Annotated in this window: 17 protein-coding genes and 1 tRNA gene; 8 read left to right on the forward strand and 10 right to left on the reverse strand. The window is 62.2% G+C overall.

What is annotated here, in order from left to right; genetic code table 11:
- Window positions 1–51 precede the first annotated feature (51 nt).
- From LGQ03_RS13595 to LGQ03_RS13615, 5 genes are read left to right on the forward strand one after another with little or no spacing between them, the layout of a single operon-like run.
- Entirely contained in the window at window positions 52–1,185 is a 1,134-nt protein-coding gene (locus tag LGQ03_RS13595; protein ID WP_226748841.1) for an acyl-CoA dehydrogenase family protein, read from the forward strand.
- Window positions 1,182–2,213 carry an enoyl-CoA hydratase/isomerase family protein gene (locus tag LGQ03_RS13600; protein ID WP_226748842.1) on the forward strand — a complete coding sequence of 344 codons (1,032 nt, stop codon included), beginning with the start codon at window positions 1,182–1,184 and terminating at the stop codon, window positions 2,211–2,213. Before LGQ03_RS13595 ends, LGQ03_RS13600 begins: the two co-directional genes overlap by 4 nt.
- A 14-nt stretch (window positions 2,214–2,227) precedes the next feature.
- On the forward strand, window positions 2,228–3,097 hold the full coding sequence (gene mmsB / locus LGQ03_RS13605) for a 3-hydroxyisobutyrate dehydrogenase (RefSeq protein ID WP_226748843.1): 870 nt from the start codon (window positions 2,228–2,230) through the stop codon (window positions 3,095–3,097).
- Window positions 3,094–3,546 carry a MaoC family dehydratase gene (locus tag LGQ03_RS13610; RefSeq protein ID WP_226748844.1) on the forward strand — a complete coding sequence of 151 codons (453 nt, stop codon included), beginning with the start codon at window positions 3,094–3,096 and terminating at the stop codon, window positions 3,544–3,546. Before mmsB ends, LGQ03_RS13610 begins: the two co-directional genes overlap by 4 nt.
- Window positions 3,543–4,415 carry an HpcH/HpaI aldolase/citrate lyase family protein gene (locus LGQ03_RS13615; RefSeq protein WP_226748845.1) on the forward strand — a complete coding sequence of 291 codons (873 nt, stop codon included), beginning with the start codon at window positions 3,543–3,545 and terminating at the stop codon, window positions 4,413–4,415. Before LGQ03_RS13610 ends, LGQ03_RS13615 begins: the two co-directional genes overlap by 4 nt.
- A 36-nt stretch (window positions 4,416–4,451) precedes the next feature.
- Here LGQ03_RS13615 and LGQ03_RS13620 read toward each other — a convergent pair whose 3' ends face one another.
- Together LGQ03_RS13620 and iolC are read right to left on the reverse strand one after the other, a co-directional pair.
- Entirely contained in the window at window positions 4,452–5,684 is a 1,233-nt protein-coding gene (locus LGQ03_RS13620; RefSeq protein WP_226748846.1) for a lytic murein transglycosylase, read from the reverse strand.
- Between the two features lie 90 nt (window positions 5,685–5,774).
- Entirely contained in the window at window positions 5,775–6,746 is a 972-nt protein-coding gene (iolC, locus tag LGQ03_RS13625) for a 5-dehydro-2-deoxygluconokinase (protein ID WP_226748847.1), read from the reverse strand.
- Between the two features lie 104 nt (window positions 6,747–6,850).
- Between iolC and LGQ03_RS13630 the strand changes: the two genes are divergently transcribed.
- Entirely contained in the window at window positions 6,851–7,780 is a 930-nt protein-coding gene (locus LGQ03_RS13630; protein ID WP_226748848.1) for an MBL fold metallo-hydrolase, read from the forward strand.
- Here LGQ03_RS13630 and LGQ03_RS13635 read toward each other — a convergent pair.
- Together LGQ03_RS13635 and LGQ03_RS13640 are read right to left on the reverse strand one after the other, a co-directional pair.
- Window positions 7,768–7,843: transfer RNA gene (locus LGQ03_RS13635), tRNA-Ala, on the reverse strand. The two genes, LGQ03_RS13630 and LGQ03_RS13635, sit on opposite strands and share 13 nt — an antisense overlap.
- Before the next feature lie 68 nt (window positions 7,844–7,911).
- Complete coding sequence (locus LGQ03_RS13640) at window positions 7,912–8,238, reverse strand: TIGR02300 family protein (protein WP_090158390.1); 327 nt, start codon at window positions 8,236–8,238, stop codon at window positions 7,912–7,914.
- Between the two features lie 109 nt (window positions 8,239–8,347).
- Here LGQ03_RS13640 and LGQ03_RS13645 point away from each other — a divergent pair, with 109 nt between their 5' ends.
- Together LGQ03_RS13645 and LGQ03_RS13650 are read left to right on the forward strand one after the other, a co-directional pair.
- The gene (locus LGQ03_RS13645; protein ID WP_226748849.1) at window positions 8,348–9,037 is read left to right on the forward strand and encodes a M48 family metallopeptidase; all 690 of its coding nucleotides are present in this window, start codon (window positions 8,348–8,350) and stop codon (window positions 9,035–9,037) included.
- Window positions 9,034–9,681, forward strand: a complete 648-nt coding sequence (locus LGQ03_RS13650) for a GntR family transcriptional regulator (protein ID WP_226748850.1) — start codon at window positions 9,034–9,036, stop codon at window positions 9,679–9,681. Before LGQ03_RS13645 ends, LGQ03_RS13650 begins: the two co-directional genes overlap by 4 nt.
- A 185-nt stretch (window positions 9,682–9,866) precedes the next feature.
- Here the strand turns inward: LGQ03_RS13650 and lpdA are convergent, their stop codons facing one another.
- The 6 genes from lpdA to LGQ03_RS13680 are packed head-to-tail and all read right to left on the reverse strand — an operon-like array spanning window position 9,867 to window position 16,567.
- Window positions 9,867–11,255 carry a dihydrolipoyl dehydrogenase gene (lpdA, locus tag LGQ03_RS13655; RefSeq protein WP_226748851.1) on the reverse strand — a complete coding sequence of 463 codons (1,389 nt, stop codon included), beginning with the start codon at window positions 11,253–11,255 and terminating at the stop codon, window positions 9,867–9,869.
- A gap of 30 nt (window positions 11,256–11,285) precedes the next feature.
- Window positions 11,286–11,699 carry an MAPEG family protein gene (locus tag LGQ03_RS13660; RefSeq protein ID WP_226748852.1) on the reverse strand — a complete coding sequence of 138 codons (414 nt, stop codon included), beginning with the start codon at window positions 11,697–11,699 and terminating at the stop codon, window positions 11,286–11,288.
- On the reverse strand, window positions 11,696–12,073 hold the full coding sequence (locus tag LGQ03_RS13665; RefSeq protein WP_226748853.1) for an MAPEG family protein: 378 nt from the start codon (window positions 12,071–12,073) through the stop codon (window positions 11,696–11,698). The genes LGQ03_RS13660 and LGQ03_RS13665 overlap by 4 nt, the downstream gene beginning before the upstream one ends.
- 10 nt (window positions 12,074–12,083) lie before the next feature.
- Window positions 12,084–12,326, reverse strand: coding sequence for a hypothetical protein (locus LGQ03_RS13670; protein WP_226748854.1), 243 nt, complete (start codon window positions 12,324–12,326; stop codon window positions 12,084–12,086).
- 42 nt (window positions 12,327–12,368) lie between these two features.
- Window positions 12,369–13,610: a 2-oxoglutarate dehydrogenase complex dihydrolipoyllysine-residue succinyltransferase gene (odhB, locus tag LGQ03_RS13675; protein WP_226748855.1), complete on the reverse strand. Its 1,242-nt coding sequence runs from the start codon at window positions 13,608–13,610 to the stop codon at window positions 12,369–12,371.
- Window positions 13,610–16,567: a 2-oxoglutarate dehydrogenase E1 component gene (locus tag LGQ03_RS13680; RefSeq protein WP_226748856.1), complete on the reverse strand. Its 2,958-nt coding sequence runs from the start codon at window positions 16,565–16,567 to the stop codon at window positions 13,610–13,612. Before LGQ03_RS13680 ends, odhB begins: the two co-directional genes overlap by 1 nt.
- Window positions 16,568–16,624 lie beyond the last annotated feature (57 nt).

Genomic DNA, 16,624 nt, shown 5'->3' on the forward strand with positions numbered 1-16,624 from the left:
CCTTGCCCACAGCCTGCGTTTCGGTATCGTCTACCCTCAGGGAGGACGACCATGGATTTTGCACTGACCGATGAACAATCGGCCATTTACGATATGGCCCATGCCTTTGGGCAGGACCGCATCGCACCGCATGCCCGCGACTGGGAGGCCGCGGGCACCATCCCCAAGGACCTCTGGCCAGAGGTCGGCGAACTTGGGTTTGGCGGGCTGTATGTGCGCGAGGAATCGGGCGGTGCGGGCCTGTCGCGGCTGGACGCCACACTGGTGTTCGAGGCGCTGTCGATGGCCTGCCCGTCGGTCGCCAGCTTCCTGTCGATTCACAACATGTGCGCTGCGATGATCGACAGCTTTGCGGACGATGCGACACGGGCGGCGCTGCTGCCTGACCTGATCGCGATGAAACGCTTTGCCAGCTATTGCCTGACCGAACCGGGGTCCGGATCGGATGCCGCTGCGATGAAATCCAAGGCCGTCCAGACCGGCAACGGCTGGGCGCTGACGGGGACCAAGGCGTTCATTTCCGGCGGTGGCTATTCCGATCTGTATATCGTGATGGCCCGCAGCGGCGACGCAGGTCCGCGCGGTATCAGCGCCTATATGGTCGACGACGGCGCGCAGGGTTTGTCGTTCGGCGGTCTCGAGGACAAGATGGGCTGGCGGTCGCAACCTACCCGCCAGGTCCAGCTGGACGATTGCCCTGCCACCTTGCTGGGCGAGGAAGGGCGCGGTTTCGCCTATGCGATGAAGGGACTGGACGGTGGCCGCCTGAATATCGCCGCCAGCGCGCTGGGCGGCGCACAGGCCGCGATGGATGCCACGATCGCCTATATGCGCGACCGCAAGGCTTTCGGTCAGGCGCTGACGGATTTTCAGGCGCTTCAGTTTCGGCTGGCCGAGATGGAAATCGAATTGCAGGCCGCGCGCACCTTTCTGCGGCAGGCTGCGTGGAAACTGGATACCGGCGCGCCCGATGCCACGATGTTCTGCGCGATGGCGAAAAAGCATGTGACCGAGGCTGCGTCACGCGTCGCGGACCAGTGCCTGCAATTGCATGGCGGTTATGGCTATCTTGCAGACTACGGAATCGAAAAGATTGTCCGTGATTTGCGCGTGCATCAGATCCTCGAAGGTACGAACGAAATCATGCGTCTGATCGTGGCGCGGCAACTCTTGGCCCAGACATGAGCGAGATCGACATTCGCCATATCGGCACAGCCGGACGGATCACGCTGAACCGACCCGATGCGCTGAACGCGTTGACCGCGGGCATGAGCGTGGCAATCGAGGACGCGCTGAACCGCTGGGCCAGCGACCCGGCGATCAAGCTGGTCGTGATCGATGCCACCGGAGACAAGGCATTCTGTGCAGGCGGCGATATTGCCGACCTCTATGCGCAAGGCACGGCTGGGCAATTCGGCTTTGGTCAGGATTTCTGGCGGCAGGAATACCGGATGAACGCGCAGGTTGCGGGCTATGGGAAACCGATCGTGACGCTTTTGCAGGGATTCACGATGGGCGGCGGTGTTGGTGTCGGCTGCCACGCCAGTGACCGGATCGTCTGCGAAAACAGCCAGATCGCCATGCCGGAATGTAGCATCGGGTTGGTGCCCGACGTGGGCGGCTCGCACTTACTGGGCCGCGCACCGGGGCATCTGGGCGAATACCTTGGCCTGACGGCCGCGCGGATGGGACCGGGCGACGCGATCCACGCAGGCTTTGCCGATCATTACGTGCCGCGCGACCGCTGGGCTGACATGATAAACACGCTGCAACGGACCGGTGATGTGGCGGCGGTTCATCAGGTCACAGACACCGCGCCACCATCGCAAATGGCCAAGGACGCGGTCGAGATCGACACGCTTTTTGCCCATGACGCGCTTGGCAGTATCGTCGTGGCCTGTGGCGCGGCAGAGGGCGCTGTTGCCGAAGCCGCGACCAAGGCGCTGTCGCGCAATGCGCCGCTCGCCATGGCCTGCGCCTTGCGTCTGATCCGCGCGGCGCGCACCGGGACCGGATTGACAGAAGCCTTGCGCCACGAATTTCGCTACACCTTTCGCGCGCAGCAGCAGGGCGACTTTCTCGAAGGGATCCGTGCCGCGATCATCGACCGCGACCGCAATCCGGCGTGGAGGCACAGCACGGCAGCAGAGGTCACCAAGGCACAGATCGACGCAATGCTCGCCCCCTTGGGCGATGACGCGCTGATGTTATGAACAAAGGAACAACTATGAAAATCGCATTTATTGGTTTGGGCAATATGGGCGGTCCGATGGCGGCCAACCTGATGGCGGCAGGCCATGACGTGACAGGTTTCGATCTGACCGCACGTCCTGACGGCCTGCGGATGGCAGACAGTGCTGCCGCGGCCTGTGCTGGTGCGGATGTGGCGATCACAATGCTGCCCAACGGCACAATCCTGCGCCAGGTCGCGGCAGAGGTCATCCCGGCCCTGACGGCGGGTGCGGTGCTCTTGGATTGTTCGACCGTCGATGTGGACAGCGCCCGCGCTGTCGCGGCCGATGCGCAGGCCGCGGGTCTGGGGGCGCTGGACGCGCCGGTCTCCGGCGGCATCGGCGGCGCGCAGGGTGGCACGCTGACGTTCATGGTCGGCGGTGACGCCGATGCCTTTGCCCGCGCCAAACCGCTGTTCGACATCATGGGGCAAAAGGCCGTGCATTGCGGCCCGTCAGGCAACGGGCAGGCGGCCAAGATCTGCAACAACATGATCCTCGGCGTCACGATGATCGCCACCTGCGAGGCCTTTGCCCTCGCGGACAAGCTGGGGCTGGATCGTCAGGCGATGTTCGACGTGGTCAGCACGTCCTCGGGATCGTCGTGGTCGATGAACGCCTATTGCCCGGCACCCGGCGTTGGTCCGACTTCACCTGCCGACAATGATTACAGACCCGGGTTTGCCGCAGACCTGATGCTCAAGGACTTGCGTCTGTCGCAGCAGGCGGCAGTGGGTGCGGACGCCGATACGCCATTGGGCCAGGTCGCGACCGATCTCTATCGCCGCTTTGTCGAGGATGAGGACGGTGCCGGCCGCGACTTTTCCGCGATGCTGCCGCGCTTTGCCGCACGTGGCCGCGCATGAGCGGTCTTTGGTATGACCAGTTCAGCGTGGGGCAGGTGATCACCCATGCCATCCGACGCACGGTGACAGAGGCTGACAACATCACCTTTACCACGGCCACGATGAATCCCGCCGCGCTGCATCTGGATTATGCCGCTGCCGCTGAAACAGAGTTTGGTCAACCGCTGGTCAATTCTCTGTTCACGCTGGGCCTCGTGGTGGGCATTTCGGTGCATGAAACCACACTGGGCACCACGGTTGGCAATCTGGGGTTCGAGCGCACGACCTTTCCGTCGCCGGTGTTCTACGGCGACACGATCCGGGTCGAAACCGAGGTGCTGGCCATGCGCGAAAGCCAATCGCGCCCGACTCAGGGCATCGTCACCTTTGTGCATCGCGGCCTGAACCAGCGTGACCAGCTGGTCTGCGAGGCGACCCGCAACGCGCTGATGCGCAAGGCACCCGCATGAGGATGCGGTCCTGGCTGTTCGTGCCTGCCGATTCCGAACGCAAGTTTGCCAAGGCACAGGGCATCGGTGCCGATGTGCTGATCCTTGACCTCGAGGATTCGGTTGCCGCCGATCACAAGGCTGCGGCGCGCGACGGTCTGTCCGGATGGATTACCCCGGAACCCCGTGATTGGGCGTTCTTTGTGCGTATCAATCCGCTGGACAGTGGGCTGACGCAGGACGATCTGCGGGCCGTGATCCGCCCCGGGCTCGATGGTATCGTTCTGCCAAAGGCCAATGGCGGTGCCGACGTTGCCCATCTCGCGGACATGATTGCCCCACTGGAACAGGCGGCAGGCATGTCGGCAAACAGCGTCAAGATCATGGTGATCGCGACCGAAACGCCTGCGGCTGTCTTTGCGCTGGGCAGCTATGCCCCGGCACATCCGCGCCTCGTTGCCATGACCTGGGGGGCAGAGGATCTCGCGGCCGAGCTTGGCGCGACCAGCAACCGTGACGAGAATGGCATCTTGACCACGCCCTACCGGATGGTGCGCGATCTGTGCCTTCTGGGCGCGGCTCATGCAGGCGTTGCCGCGATCGAGACATTACACGCTGATTTTCGCGACACCGATGGTTTTCAGCAAACGGGCCGCGCCGCCCGCCGCGACGGATTTGTCGGACGGTTGGCGATACATCCCGCACAGGTCGACGTGATCCACGCCGATTTCACGCCGACCGACGCACAGATCGCACTGGCACGCCGCGTCGTGCAGGCCTTTGCGGATCAGCCTGACGTCGGAACCATCGGCATCGACGGCAAGATGTATGACATGCCGCACCTGAAACAGGCAAAACGCTTGCTGGCAGGCCTGCCTTCTTCTGGTTGAAAATATCCTGGGGGTACGGGGGCAAGGCCCCCGTGATCATCTGCCCAAGGCGCGCAGAATGGCGCGGTCCGGAAAACAGGTCGGTGCCTGACCCGTCGCCTGTTGCCACTGCCCGATGCTGCGGCGCGTGCGGAATCCAGCCAGACCATCAGCGCCGCCGGTATCCAGCCCCATCCGCATCAGGCTGGTCTGCATGGCGGCGACCTGTCCGCGTGTGAGCGTGTCGATGCTGTCCCAGCCGGCGGTGAACGGACCGACACCATAGGCGATCTTGTCTCCGACGTGGCCTACGAACAGCGCATAGAGGTCGCTTTCGTTGTATTCCTTCAGCACATAGAAATTCGGTGTGACAATGAACGCCGGACCACCGCGTCCGGCGGGCATCAGCAGGTATCCGACTTGTCCGCGTTCATGCGCCGGAAAGGCGCGATTGCCGACGCGCGTGACGCCGGCTGCCTCCCAGTCCGCGATGCGGCGGCCCTGATCCGGGCCTTCCAGTGCGCAGGACAGATTGCCGGGCAGCGTCACCTCGAACCCCCAGTCGCGGCCTGCCACCCAGCCATGCTGTACGAGATAGGTGCCGATGCTGGCGATGGTATCCGCCTCTGATCCCCAGATATCGGCGCGGCCGTCACCATTGCCATCCGCTGCATAGCGCAGAAAATTCGATGGCATGAATTGCGGCTGGCCCAATGCGCCGGCCCAACTGGATTTCATTGCGCGCGGTGACACGTGGCCCGCCTGCATGATCTGCATGGCAGCGACAAGTTCCGCGGTGAAATAATCGGCGCGGGTGCTCATGAACGCCTTGGTTCCCAGAACGCGAACGGCGTCATGCGGGATCGCGGCGCGGCCGTAGGCGCTCTCGCGGCCCCAAATGGCGAGGATGATATGCGCGGGCACGCCCGTTGCACGGGTCGTCGCCGCCAGTGTCGCGGCATGGCGCTGTGCCATCTGTCTCCCGGTGCTGGCCGTCCCGTTGACCGTGCTGGGCGCGAAATAGCGGGCAGGCGCGCGAAATTCAGCCTGACGCGGCACACCGCGCGGCGCGGGGGCGGAACCGGGGGCGACCAGATCGGGCAGGTCCCAGTCCAGCGTCACACCGTTCAGCGCCGCATCAAAGACCGCCCGCGAGACACCCGCCCGGCTGACCTGCGGCCAGAGCGTCGTTTCTTGCCAGCTGCGAAACTGTGTCTCGATCTGTGCGCGTGACTGGGCAAGGGCTGGCCCGGCCAAGAGGATCAGGATCACTGCGCAGAAACGAAACATGGGATTTTCCTGTGTGGTTGTTTGCCAGCCTAGCTGCGCTTGGACCATGGGACCAGCGGCGAACCTGCCGTTTTGCCATGTGTGCGGGATCTAGCCGGGGCCAGGGTGATCCGACAGGAACGCAGACAGGGCGGCAGCATCCGGCATCGCAGGCGCGCAACCGGGTTCCGCCACCACGATCGCTGCACAGGCCGATCCGCGCAGGACAGCGTCGCGCAGGTCGTACCCATCGGCGAGCGAGGCAAGCAACCCGGCCATGAAACTGTCACCCGCGCCGGTGGGTTTCAGCGCATCGACCCGGTAGATGCCGGTCCTGTCCTCTCCTGTGGGTGTGATGGTGACGGCACCGTTTTCACCCATTTTATAGATGGCGATCTGCGCGCGCCCGGCAACGAGACTGCGGGCCATGTCCAGACCCCGGGCCTTGTCCCCGGCCATGAATCCGAATTCGTCGTCATTGCCGACGATCACGTCAGACATGGCCCCAGCGCGCGACAACACGTCGGATGCGTCTTGGGCCGACGACCAGCTGTAGGGGCGATAGTCCACGTCAAAGATGATGGGCAGGCCTGCGGCCTGCGCCAATGCGAACGCGTGGAATGCAGCGCTGCGGGATGGTTCAGCGGCGAAAACCGTTCCCGCGGTGACAAGCGCGGAATAGGCGGACCAATCGACGGCCTCGACATCTGCAACTGTCATCTGAAAGTCGGCCGCGTTGTTGCGATAGATGACATTGCGATGGTTTTCGGTACGCGATTCGTAAATCGCCAGAGAGGTGCGCGGCTCTCCTGCCACCTTTTTCACGTAGGATGAATCAATTCCGTAGTCGCGCAGTTTCCGGAGGCAGAAGCTGCCAACCGCATCATCCGATACGCAGGTCACCAGTGCCGCCTTTGCCCCCAGCTTGACCAGGCCTGCTGCAATATTGGCGGATGACCCGCCCATGTCAGCCTGAAATTCAGTTGCATCCTCGGTCGTGACGCCGGGGGCGGTAAAGAGGTCCATGCCGACCCGACCAACCACCACAAACCGTTTTGCACGGATACCGTCCAGAATATTCACGTTGAGGCTCCTCCCGATCATGTGGCTTTGATCTTGTCGAATTTACGCGCCGTGGCCAAGGTTGGCATGTGCAGACAAGGAGGGTCGAAGATGCAACCGTGGCCATGGGGATGACCGTAGATGCCATTACAGTCGGGGGCGATCACATCGTTCTGTTGGGTGTAAAAGGTGGTCCGGCGATCCGTCCGGGGTCACAGATGCCGACCGCGCAACTGGTCGTGCTGGGCGGTCAGCGGATCGTGGTGGATGCCGGTTTGGGTGTGACACGCGCGCTATGCGATCAAGGTGTTCATCTGGCGACGCTGCAAACCATCGTCATCACGCATCTGCATTCGGATCACTACCTCGAACTGGGACCGCTCCTGCACACCGCTTGGACGGCGGGTCTGAAAACACAGGTGACGGTCTACGGGCCGGCGGGGCTCGGTCGCTATTGGCAGGCGTTTCTGGATGCGATGCGGGATGATATCGCACTGCGTATCATGGACGAGGGTCGCGTCGACCTCGCAAGCCTAGTCCAGATCCGCGTGCTGGACGCGGCGCATGATGTCGACTTGGGCGATGTCTGCATGCGCGCGATGCGCAATGACCATCCGCCGCTGGTCGACAGTTTCGCGCTGCGATTTGATGGCGGGGGTGGCACCCTATGCCTGTCCGGCGACACGGCCTATCTGCCTGCGCTCGCAGAATTTGCGAGGGGCGTCGATCTGCTGGTCCACGAGGCGCTGCTCCCCTCTGGTGTCGATGCCTTGGTCGCGGCAACGGGCAACGGGGATGATCGGTTGCGACAACATCTGTTGCGCAGCCACACGGCGGCGGATGACGTGGGACGGATCGCGCAGGATGCGGGGGTGGGCTGTCTGGCGCTGACCCATTTCGTGCCAGACGGTCTGGCCGGGTTCACCGATGACGACTTTATCGCATTGACCCGCAAGACATGGGGAGGGCCGCTGATCATCGGCAAGGACGGAATGCGAATCGACCTGAAACGCCCGAATACAACACTGTCAGAACAGGAAAATGGTGGAGCCTAGGGGGATCGAACCCCTGACCTCTTGCATGCCATGCAAGCGCTCTCCCATCTGAGCTAAGGCCCCATTGGCGGCTGTCTATGCAGCCCCCGTGGCGAGATCAAGAGCTAAAATCACGCCACGGGTCAGGTATTTTATTCGTCGTCCGGCTTGGACACGTCAGCGATGTCGTCGAGGCTGACGGTATCGTCGTCGTCATCGTCCTCGAGCACATCATCGCCCAGATCGACGTCATCGTCGTCCTCGTCATCATCGAGAACCAGATCATCGTCCTCGTCGCTTTCCTTGACCTTGGCGGATTGCGCGTCGGCGGCATCGGCGACCATCGTGCGAGTCTTTGATGTATCAATCGTCACCACATTGCCCGTGTAGGGGCTGATGATCGGATCCTTGTTGAGATCGTAGAATCGCTTGCCTGTTTCGGGGCACAGGCGCTTGGTGCCCCACTCTTCCTTCGGCATGGGTATTCCTTCGGTTGCATGGCTGGCCTTGCGGCGGTTCCCGGTCCACTGCCATAAGGGCGGGACGGTGTCGAGAGCCGACGCGTACAGCTGTAATCAAAGGATGCATATGGGCCGCGCCCTGCGTATTGGCAACCCCCCGATTGAGGTCGACCTGCGGCGGTCCGCGCGGGCGCGTCGTCTGTCGCTGCGCGTGTCGCGGCTGGATGGCAAGGTGACGCTGACCATGCCGCCACGTGCGCCGGAACGTCAGGCATTGGATTTCCTGACCGAACGCGAAGATTGGTTGCGCGGGCATCTGGACGACATTCGCCCCGCCGTAACGGCAGGACCGGGCGTGGCGTTGCCCTATATGGGGCGTGACATCATGGTGCGGGTTGCTGATGTGCGGCGCGTGACGGTCAATGACGGCGCATTGCTGCTGCCGCCCGGCGCAGGTGCACCTGCGATTCGGGCCTATCTCAAGGCACGTGCCCGCGACCGGCTGGCGAGCGCGTCCGACCATTACGCGGGTCTGATCGGTCGCAACTATACCAAGCTGACGCTGCGCGATACGCGGTCGCGTTGGGGATCCTGCACCAGCACGGGCGGACTGATGTATTCCTGGCGACTGATCATGGCCCCCCCTGCCGTGCTGGATTACGTCGCAGCGCATGAGGTCGCGCATCTTGAACAGATGAACCATTCAGACGCGTTCTGGGCCATCGTGGCGCGACTGGACCCTGATTATGCAGCCCACCGCCGCTGGTTGCGCGAGCACGGAGACCGGCTGCACGCAGTCCGGTTTGACGCGGGATGATCCCGGTGCGTCCAGCCGCTGGGTCGGGGGCCGCCCACGACCGGGTGTTCCGCGCATTGCGGGCGCAGATCCTGCACGGGCACATCGACCCCGGCACAACGCTGACCTTGCGCGGTATCGCACGGGATCATGATGTATCCATGACCCCCGCACGCGAGGCTGTCAGGCGTCTGGTGTCCGAGGGTGCTCTTTCGATGTCGGCGACCGGGCGCGTGACGACCCCCGCCCTGACAAACGAGCGAATCGAGGAACTGGCCACCCTGCGTGCCTTGCTGGAACCAGAGCTGGCATCGCGCGCCTTGCCGCGCGCGCATTTTGCGCTGATCGACCGGCTGGAGGCCATCAACGCGGGCGTCAGCCAGATGGTCGCGCGGCACGATGCATCCGGCTATATCCGCATGAACCTGGAATTCCACCGCACGCTGTATTTGCGGGCTCAGGCACCGGCGATCCTTGCGATGACGGAAACGGTCTGGCTGCAATTGGGTCCGACGATGCGGGCGTTGTATGGCCGTCTGAACCGCACGTCACCGCCGGTCGATCACCGTCACATCATCGCGGCCTTGCGCGCGGGTGACGAGCCGGGTCTGCGGCTGGCCGTCCGGTCCGATGTGACCAAGGGCCTGCGCCTGCTTAAGGCGTAGCAGGGGGGCTGTCTGCCCCCCGGCGCGGGACGCGCCGTCCCCCGAGGATATTTGGAAAACAGCGATTGTGTGCGTTGACGCAAATTTAACTGTGTTTGCGCAGACTGAAGGGGCGGTACAGGCAGGGATGCCGATGACCGCAAACAGCGCGGCCCCCGGATATGGTCCGGGGGCCGACAGGCGTTTCAGGCGTGGATGGCACCATCGCCACAGGCGAGTGCTGCCTCGCGCACGGCTTCCGAATAGGTCGGGTGCGCGTGGCAGGTACGGGCCAGATCCTCGGCTGCGGCGCCGAATTCCATGGCGACACAGATTTCGTGGATCAGATCACCGGCCATCGGGCCGATGATATGTGCGCCAAGGATGCGGTCCGTTTCCTTGTCCGCCAAGATCTTCACGAAACCGTCGCCTGCGTGGTTCGCCTTGGCCCGTGCGTTGCCCAGAAACGGAAATTTGCCGACCTTGTAGGCGCGCCCGGCCTTTTTCAGGGTTTCCTCGGTTTCGCCGACACTCCCGACCTCGGGGTGGGTGTAGATCACGCCGGGGATCACGTTGTAGTTTACATGCGGCTTTTGACCGGCCAGCATTTCGGCAACTGCCATGCCTTCGTCTTCGGCCTTGTGGGCCAGCATCGGGCCCTTGATCGCATCACCGATGGCGTAGATGCCGTCGACGTTTGTCTTGTAGCTGCCGTCGACCTCGATCTGGCCGCGATCCGACAGGGCGACACCCAGATCCGACAGTCCCAGACCGTCGGTAAAGGGGCGTCTGCCTGTCGCCAGCAGCACCGTGTCCGCGGTGATTTCAGCCTCTGCGTCGTCCTTGCGCATCTTGTAGCTGACGGTCGCTTTCTTGTTCTTGACGCTGACGCCCTGGACGGCGGCGCCCAACACGAACTTGATCCCCTGCTTGGTCAGCAGTTTCTGGAACTGGCGGGCGACCTCTGCATCTTGGCCGGGGGTGATGGCGTCGAGGTATTCAACGACCGTCACTTCGGACCCCAGGCGCGCATAGACGCTGCCCAGCTCGAGTCCGATCACGCCACCACCGATCACGACCAGCGACTTGGGGATTTTCTTCAGCTTCAGTGCGCCGGTCGAGGTCACGACCGTTTCCTCGTCAACTTCGACACCCTTGAGCGGGGCAGGCTCTGACCCGGTGGCAATGATGATGTGCTTGGCCTCGTGGACCTCGTCACCGACCTTGACCTTGCCGGCCTCTGGAATGCTGCCCCAGCCCTTGAGCCAGTCGACCTTGTTTTTCTTGAACAGAAACTCGATACCGCCGGTGTTCTGGCCCACGGTCTTGTCCTTGTAGGCCAGCATGGCATCCCAATCGACGGACGGGGTTTTGCCCTTGAGTCCCATATCGGCAAAGTTGTGTTCTGCCTCGTGCAGCATGTGGGTCGCGTGCAGCAGTGCCTTGGACGGGATGCAACCGACGTTCAGGCAGGTGCCGCCCAGCGTGTCGCGGCCTTCGACGCAGGCCGTTTTCAGACCGAGCTGCGCGCAGCGAATGGCCGAGACATAGCCGCCGGGGCCGGAACCGATGATGATGACGTCATAGCTGGCCATGGGGGCCTCCGTAGGTTGTGGGGTTTGCGTCTAGACGACGAAAACAGACAGTAGCATGAGGATCGTGGCCAGAAAGCCGATCATCCAGATGATCGACCGCCACGGCGTCCATCCAAAGAAATAGGCGGGAACATAGGCGATGCGCGCAACAAGATAGGTCCAGGCGCAGATTGCCGAAAATCCGGTGGCGCGGTCGGCGAGAGTGACGACGACCACCGCGAGCGTGAGCAGAATCAGCCCCTCGAAATGGTTGTTGAGGGCGCGAAACAGGCGGCCTGTTTTCGGGCTGACCTGTTCCAGCAAGGGCGCACCAAGGCGCTGCGGATCGCGTGGTCCCATCAACTTGCCCGCTGGCAGTTCAAGGTTTGCGCGGATTGAAACAGTTGCGAATTGCAACGCCTGTAGCAGGCCCGCGAGGGCGAGAACGGTTAATTCAGGTGTCATAGAGCCGCAACATAGAGCCAGGCAGTGGAAAGCATACCGGCGGTCCAGACGATTGTCCGAACACCGGGCCAGCCCGCAACGTAAATGAAAGGATAGATCACCCGCGCGATCAGAAAGATCTGCGCGGACAGCAAGGCCGAACCGGTCGCGTCCAGGTTCAGCAAGGCTGCCGGGGCAAACAGCGCAAAGGCGACAATGGTATTATCCTTGGCCCGGTCCAGCCGCGCGGCACGTCCCGACAGCGGTCCCACATTATCGCGGGGCCCAAGCATCGCGCCAAACCCCTTTTGCACGATGCCCCAGGTGGCTTGGGCGTTCAACAAGACCAAGACCCACAGACCGCTCAGGATCAGGATCGTCTGAATATCCGACACCGGCGTCCCCTTATGCTGTTTTCAAAAAGCGACCGGACACTTGCGTCCCGGTCTGCTGTTCCGTTTGCAGCCAGTCTTGCGCGCGGCCACGATCATTGACATCGAACAGACACAAGACCGTTTCTGCGTCATCCGCGTCGCGCCACATCTGCATCAGGGTCAGCCCAGCATTCATCCGCTTTTCCGTCTCGGTATCAAAAGCGGTTTTGAACGATGCGAAGTCGTCGGTTTTAGTCGTCGTCAACAGTTGCATGTGCGTGACTTTCAATCTGGTGCAGAGCGGTACGAGTCCCGCTTACAGGTCCATCAGCAGGCGACGGGGATCCTCGAGCGCCTCTTTGACGCGGACGAGGAAGGTCACAGCGCCCTTGCCGTCGACGATGCGGTGGTCATAGGACAGCGCCAGATACATCATCGGACGGATCACGACCTGACCGTTGATCGCCATCGGGCGGTCCTGGATCGTATGCATGCCTAGGATGCCGGACTGCGGGGGGTTCAGGATGGGCGAGGACATGAGCGACCCGTAGACACCGCCGTTGGAGATGGTGAATGTGCCGCCCTGCATTTCGGCCATCGACAGTTTGCCGTCGCGCGCCTTTGCACCCTTTTCGGCAATCGCCTTTTCGATGGCTGCAAAGGACATCTGGTCGGCGTCGTTGATGACCGGCACGACGAGGCCGGTGGGCGTGCCTGCCGCGATGCCCATGTTGACGTAGTTCTTGTAGACGACGTGGTCGCCGTCGATCTCGGCGTTGACCTCGGGCACCTCATGCAGCGCATGAACGCAGGCCTTGGTAAAGAAGGACATGAAACCCAGCTTTACGCCGTGCTTTTTCAGGAACAGATCCTTGTATTCGTTGCGCAGATCCATGACCGCCGTCATGTCGACCTCGTTGTAGGTCGTCAGCATGGCCGCAGTGTTCTGCGCCTCTTTCAGGCGGCGGGCGATCGTCTGGCGCAGACGGGTCATTTTGACCCGTTCCTCGCGGTCGGCCTGATCAGAACTGCGCGGCGCTGCGGGTGCGGCCTTGGGCGCATCCTTGGGCTTGGACAGCGCGTCCAGCACGTCGCCTTTCATCACGCGGCCGTCCTTGCCGGTGCCTTTGACATCATCTGACGACAGGTTGTTCTCAGCCATCAGCTTCTTTGCCGATGGCGCGTCCTCGGTGTCGCTACGGTTGCTGTCGGTTTTGGCGGCGTCGTTCTTGTAGCTATCATCGACCTGATCAACCTTTTCCGGGGCCTTTTCGGCCTTGGCGTCAGCTTTCGGGGCATCCGATTTGGTGCTGGCGGCTTCACCTTCGCTGATCTGGGCCAGCAGGGCGTCGACACCGACGGTGTCGCCTTCGGCGGCAACGATTTCAGAAAGGGTTCCGGCGACGGGCGAGGGGACCTCGACCGTGACCTTGTCGGTTTCCAGCTCGCACAGCATCTCGTCGACAGCCACGGCATCGCCGGGTTGCTTGAACCACGTGGCGACAGTCGCTTCGGTGACGGATTCGCCAAGGGTGGGGACGCGGACTTCGGTGCTCATTACTTGGCTCCTTTGATGTTCAGGGCTTCGGCGACAAGCGCCGCCTGTGTCGATTTGTGCTGGCTGGCCAGACCCGTGGCCGGGCTGGCGGATGTGGCGCGGCCCACGTAGGTCGGGCGCGTATGCTTGGCGTTGATGCGCGTCAGGCACCAGTCGAGGTTGGGTTCCATAAAGGTCCATGCCCCCTGGTTCTTGGGTTCTTCTTGGCACCAGATCATTTCGGCATCCTTGAACCGTTCCAGTTCCTTGACCGCCGATTGCGCGGGGAAGGGGTAGAACTGTTCGAACCGCAGCAGATAGACGTCGTCGATCCCGGCTTCGTCGCGTGCCTCGAGCAGATCGTAGTAGACCTTGCCGGAACACATCACGACGCGCTTGATCTTGTCGTCTGCCACCAGTTGCGTGTCGGAATGACCCTTTTCGGCGTCATCCCACAAGACGCGGTGGAACGACGATCCTGTCGTGAAATCCTCGGCGTCGGACACGGCCATTTTGTGCCGCAATAGCGATTTCGGCGTCATCAGCATCAGCGGCTTGCGGAAACTACGATGAATCTGGCGGCGCAGCAGGTGGAAATAGTTCGCAGGCGTCGTGCAGTTTGCGACGATCCAGTTGTCGTTGCCGCACATTTGCAGGAACCGTTCCAGACGCGCGCTGGAATGTTCCGGTCCCTGACCTTCGTAACCGTGCGGCATCAGACAGACGAGCCCCGACATCCGCAGCCATTTCGCCTCGCCGGAACTGATGAATTGGTCGAACATGATCTGTGCGCCGTTGGCGAAATCACCGAACTGTGCCTCCCACAGGGTCAGCGTGTTCGGTTCGGCCAGCGAATAGCCGTATTCGAAACCAAGCACAGCATATTCCGACAGCATGGAATCGATGACTTCGTAGTTGGCCTGACCGTCACGGATGTTGTTGAGGGGGTAGTAGCGGTCTTCGGTATTTTGATCGATCAACGCGGAATGGCGCTGGCTGAACGTGCCGCGCGTGCTGTCCTGACCGGCCAGACGCACGGGGTAGCCTTCGGTCAGCAACGAACCGAAGGCCAGCGCCTCGCCGGTGGCCCAGTCGAACCCTTTGCCGGTCTCGAACATTTCGGCCTTTGCCTTGAGCAGACGGTCGATCGTCTTGTGCGTGGCAAATCCATCGGGTGCCGTGATCAGGGCATCGCCGATTTCCGCCATTGTTTCTGGCGCGATTGCAGTCTGACCGCGCTGATAGTTGTCCTTGTCACGCGCGAGACCCGACCAGCGGCCGTCCAGCCAGTCGGCCTTGTTGGGCTTGTATTCCTTGCCGGCCTCGAACTCTTCGTTCAGCGTGGCCTGGAATGCAGCCTTCATCTCGTCGATCTCGCCCTCGGGGATCAGGCCGTCCTTGACCAGCCGATCCGTGTAGAGCGTCAGCGTCGTCTTTTGCTTCTTGATTTTCTTGTACATCACCGGGTTGGTGAACATCGGCTCGTCGCCTTCGTTGTGACCGAACCGGCGGTAGCAGATGATGTCCAGCACCACGTCTTTGTGGAATTTCTGACGGAATTCGGTTGCGACGCGGGCGGCATGGACCACGGCCTCGGGGTCATCCCCATTAACGTGGAAAATCGGGGCCTCGACCATCAGCGCGATGTCGGTGGGATAGGGTGAGGTGCGCGAGAAATGCGGTGACGTCGTGAAACCGATCTGGTTGTTCACGACGATATGCATGGTGCCGCCCGTGCGGTGACCGCGAATGCCTGACAGCTGGAAACCCTCGGCTACGACACCCTGTCCGGCAAAAGCCGCGTCACCATGCAGCAGCACGGCCATGACTTTGGTCCGTTCGGTGTCATTCTTTTCGTCTTGCTTGGCGCGGACCTTGCCCAGCACGACGGGGTTCACCGCCTCCAGGTGGCTGGGGTTTGCGGTCAACGACAGGTGAACCGAATTCCCGTCGAATTCACGGTCGCTGGATGCGCCGAGGTGATATTTCACGTCACCAGAGCCTTCGACCTCTTCGGGTTTGAAGCTGCCGCCCTGGAATTCGTTGAAAATCGCGCGGTAGGGCTTGCTCATGACGTTGGCGAGGACGGACAGGCGGCCGCGGTGCGGCATGCCGATGACGATTTCCTCCAGCCCCAGCTGACCGCCACGCTTGATGATCTGTTCCATCGCGGGGATCAGGGATTCACCGCCGTCCAGACCGAACCGCTTGGTGCCCATGTATTTGACGTGCAGGAATTTTTCGAACCCCTCGGCCTCGACCAGCTTGTTCAGGATCGCCTTGCGGCCGTTCTGGGTAAAGGTGATTTCCTTACCCAGACCTTCGATCCGTTCCTTCAGCCATGCGGCCTCGTCCGGGTTCGAGATATGCATGTACTGCAGCGCAAAGGTGCCGCAATAGGTGCGTTTCACGATTGCCATGATCTCGTTCATGGTAGCCACTTCGAGGCCCAGAACGTTGTCGATGAAGATCGGGCGATCCATGTCAGCCTTGGTAAAGCCGTAGGATTCGGGATCGAGTTCGGGATGCGGCGTCTGCTCACGCATGCCCAGCGGGTCCAGATCGGCGATCAGGTGGCCACGAATACGGTATGCGCGGATCAGCATCAGGGCGCGCAGGCTGTCCAGCACGGCATTGCGGACCTGTGCCTCGGACAGGCCCACACCCTTTTCAGCGGCCTTTGCCTCGATCTTTTTGGCGGCGGCGGCTGGCTCCTGTGCCCACTGACCATCAAGTGCGGCCGTCAGGTCATCGTTCGGCACCGGCGGCCAGTCCATGCGGTTCCAGCTTGCGCCGGCGGCCTCGGCCTTGGCATCGGCGGGAGAGTCGCCAAGTGACTTGAAAAACGCGTGCCAGCTTTCGTCGACCGCCGCCGGATTGTCGGCATAGCGTGCGTACAGCTGTTCGACATATTCGGCATTGTGACCCTGCAAGAAGCTGGACCCGTGGAAAACGTCGTTGGGGGACTGGTCGTTCATCTGATCACCTGACGGTCGGACGGGCGAACCCGCCACAGTTGGATGGGCAGGCCCGCT

This window comes from Loktanella gaetbuli (genome assembly GCF_020531945.1).
Taxonomy (GTDB): domain Bacteria; phylum Pseudomonadota; class Alphaproteobacteria; order Rhodobacterales; family Rhodobacteraceae; genus Loktanella; species Loktanella gaetbuli.

Coding starts and splice junctions, on each gene's coding strand:
- LGQ03_RS13630 (WP_226748848.1), top strand. CDS start 6,851: ATGGGGATGACCGTAGATGCCATTACAGTCGGGGGCGATCACATCGTT.
- LGQ03_RS13595 (WP_226748841.1), top strand. CDS start 52: ATGGATTTTGCACTGACCGATGAACAATCGGCCATTTACGATATGGCC.
- LGQ03_RS13650 (WP_226748850.1), top strand. CDS start 9,034: ATGATCCCGGTGCGTCCAGCCGCTGGGTCGGGGGCCGCCCACGACCGG.
- LGQ03_RS13615 (WP_226748845.1), top strand. CDS start 3,543: ATGAGGATGCGGTCCTGGCTGTTCGTGCCTGCCGATTCCGAACGCAAG.
- LGQ03_RS13600 (WP_226748842.1), top strand. CDS start 1,182: ATGAGCGAGATCGACATTCGCCATATCGGCACAGCCGGACGGATCACG.
- mmsB (WP_226748843.1), top strand. CDS start 2,228: ATGAAAATCGCATTTATTGGTTTGGGCAATATGGGCGGTCCGATGGCG.
- LGQ03_RS13670 (WP_226748854.1), bottom strand. CDS start 12,326: ATGCAACTGTTGACGACGACTAAAACCGACGACTTCGCATCGTTCAAA.
- odhB (WP_226748855.1), bottom strand. CDS start 13,610: ATGAGCACCGAAGTCCGCGTCCCCACCCTTGGCGAATCCGTCACCGAA.
- LGQ03_RS13680 (WP_226748856.1), bottom strand. CDS start 16,567: ATGAACGACCAGTCCCCCAACGACGTTTTCCACGGGTCCAGCTTCTTG.
- LGQ03_RS13640 (WP_090158390.1), bottom strand. CDS start 8,238: ATGCCGAAGGAAGAGTGGGGCACCAAGCGCCTGTGCCCCGAAACAGGC.
- LGQ03_RS13645 (WP_226748849.1), top strand. CDS start 8,348: ATGGGCCGCGCCCTGCGTATTGGCAACCCCCCGATTGAGGTCGACCTG.
- LGQ03_RS13660 (WP_226748852.1), bottom strand. CDS start 11,699: ATGACACCTGAATTAACCGTTCTCGCCCTCGCGGGCCTGCTACAGGCG.
- LGQ03_RS13620 (WP_226748846.1), bottom strand. CDS start 5,684: ATGTTTCGTTTCTGCGCAGTGATCCTGATCCTCTTGGCCGGGCCAGCC.
- LGQ03_RS13610 (WP_226748844.1), top strand. CDS start 3,094: ATGAGCGGTCTTTGGTATGACCAGTTCAGCGTGGGGCAGGTGATCACC.
- lpdA (WP_226748851.1), bottom strand. CDS start 11,255: ATGGCCAGCTATGACGTCATCATCATCGGTTCCGGCCCCGGCGGCTAT.